The organism is Rhizobium sp. P38BS-XIX, from assembly GCF_012641435.1.
GTDB lineage: Bacteria > Pseudomonadota > Alphaproteobacteria > Rhizobiales > Rhizobiaceae > Rhizobium.
The window spans coordinates 1-1,972 of the sequence record NZ_JABAIJ010000025.1; the positions used below are offsets into that span (position 1 = coordinate 1).

Genomic DNA, 1,972 nt, shown 5'->3' on the forward strand with positions numbered 1-1,972 from the left:
GCGATCCGCAATTTGGTCAGCACCTCATCGACACCTTGCTTCCAGGCAGGAAGTTCGATGTCGAAACGGCGCATCAGTTTTGTGCAATTCAGTCTGGAGTTGGCCGGTCGCTTTGCCGGCGTCGGGTATTCAGCGGTTGATATCGGCTTGAGGGCATCAAGAGCAAGCGCAAGCGTAAACCCCTGGGCCGATGCCTCGCGGACGATATGCGCGGCATAACCGTGCCAGGACGTGCTATCCTGTGCGGTCAGATGATAGGTTCCCGAGAGATCACCCGCCATGTCCGACACCATAAGGCGATCAACGACAGCACGCGTAACATCGGCGATCAGAGCGGCAGACGTCGGTGCACCGATCTGGTCTGCAACAACGTTGAGCGTGCTCCGCTCCTGCGCCAGGCGAAGAATCGTCTTCAGGAAATTGCTGCCATGATGGCCATAGACCCAGCTCGTCCGTAGAATGGCATGATGCGCGCCGGAGGTGCGAACCGCCTCTTCGCCCAGCAGCTTGCTCTCGCCATAGACGGACTGCGGATTGACCTTATCGTCTTCCACGTAAGGATCGGTCTTGGTGCCGTCGAAGACGTAGTCGGTCGAATAATGGATGAGCCAAGCGCCGTTATCGGCGGCCCAGCGCGCCATGATGCCTGGTGCGGTCGAATTGACCGATATCGCCAGCTCGCGGTCATTCTCAGCCCGATCGACCGCCGTATAGGCGGCCGGATTGACGATGACGGCCGGCTTGTGCTCGCGAAGGGCAGCAAGGATGCTGGCCTCACTCGCAAGGTCCATGCCTGCGCGTGTCAGCGCCGAGATGTTCCCCAAAGCGGCCAGCGAGCGCTGCAGCTCGAAGCCAACCTGCCCGTTGGCGCCGGTGACCAGGATTGAACTCACGACTGAACCTCGTATTGCTTGCCGACCCACTCGCGGTAAGCGCCGCTGGTGACGTTGCCCACCCAGTCCTGATTGGCGAGATACCATTCGACGGTCTTGCGGATACCCGTCTCAAAGGTCTCCTGCGGCTTCCAGCCAAGTTCGCGTTCGATCTTGCCGGCATCGATGGCATAGCGGCGATCATGGCCGGGCCGGTCCTTCACAAAGGTGATCTGATCGCTGTACTTGCCGCCGCCGGTCTTCGGCCGGAGCTCATCGAGGATCGCGCAGATCGCATGCACGACATCGAGATTGGGCTTCTCGTTCCAGCCACCAACATTGTAGGTCTCACCAAGCGTGCCGGCCTCAAGCACCCGGCGGATGGCGCTGCAATGATCGCGCACATAGAGCCAGTCGCGGATCTGCTGGCCATCGCCATAGATAGGGAGGGTCTTCCCAGACAGCGCATTCAGGATGACCAGCGGGATGAGCTTTTCCGGAAAATGATAGGGACCGTAATTGTTGCTGCAATTCGTGGTCAGGACCGGCAGCCCATACGTATGATGCCAGGCGCGAACCAGGTGATCCGAGGCCGCTTTGCTAGCGGAATAAGGACTGTTCGGCTCGTAGCGGTTCAGTTCGTTGAACGGCGCATCATCCTTGGACAAAGTGCCGTAGACCTCATCCGTCGAGACATGCAGAAAGCGAAAAGCCTGCTTCTCGTCATCCGGAAGGCCATCCCAGTAACCACGGACGGCTTCCAGAAGATTGAACGTCCCGACAACATTCGTCTGGATGAAGTCGCCCGGCCCATGAATTGAACGATCGACATGGCTCTCGGCGGCGAAATTGATCACCGCACGCGGCCGATGCATCGCAAGCAGCTCTCTCACAAACTCGCGGTCGCCGATATCACCATGCGCAAAAATGTGACGATTATTGCCCTTCAATCCCTTGAGCGTATCCAGATTGCCGGCATAGGTCAGCCTGTCGAGATTGATGACCGTTTCTTCCTGCAGCTCAATCCAGTCAAGAACAAAATTCCCGCCTATGAACCCGGCTCCACCAGAAACCAATATCGTCATCTAAAATCCATTTCT

2 protein-coding genes are annotated in these 1,972 nt (G+C 58.1%); both read right to left on the reverse strand.

What is annotated here, in order from left to right:
* Positions 1–893 (reverse strand): dTDP-4-dehydrorhamnose reductase (gene rfbD, locus HGP17_RS33330; protein ID WP_348649019.1); only part of this gene is annotated, 893 nt, incomplete at its 3' end.
* On the reverse strand, positions 890–1,957 hold the full coding sequence (gene rfbB, locus HGP17_RS33335; RefSeq protein ID WP_168816333.1) for a dTDP-glucose 4,6-dehydratase: 1,068 nt from the start codon (positions 1,955–1,957) through the stop codon (positions 890–892). The genes rfbD and rfbB, both read right to left, overlap by 4 nt.
* Between the last annotated feature and the right edge of the window lie 15 nt (positions 1,958–1,972).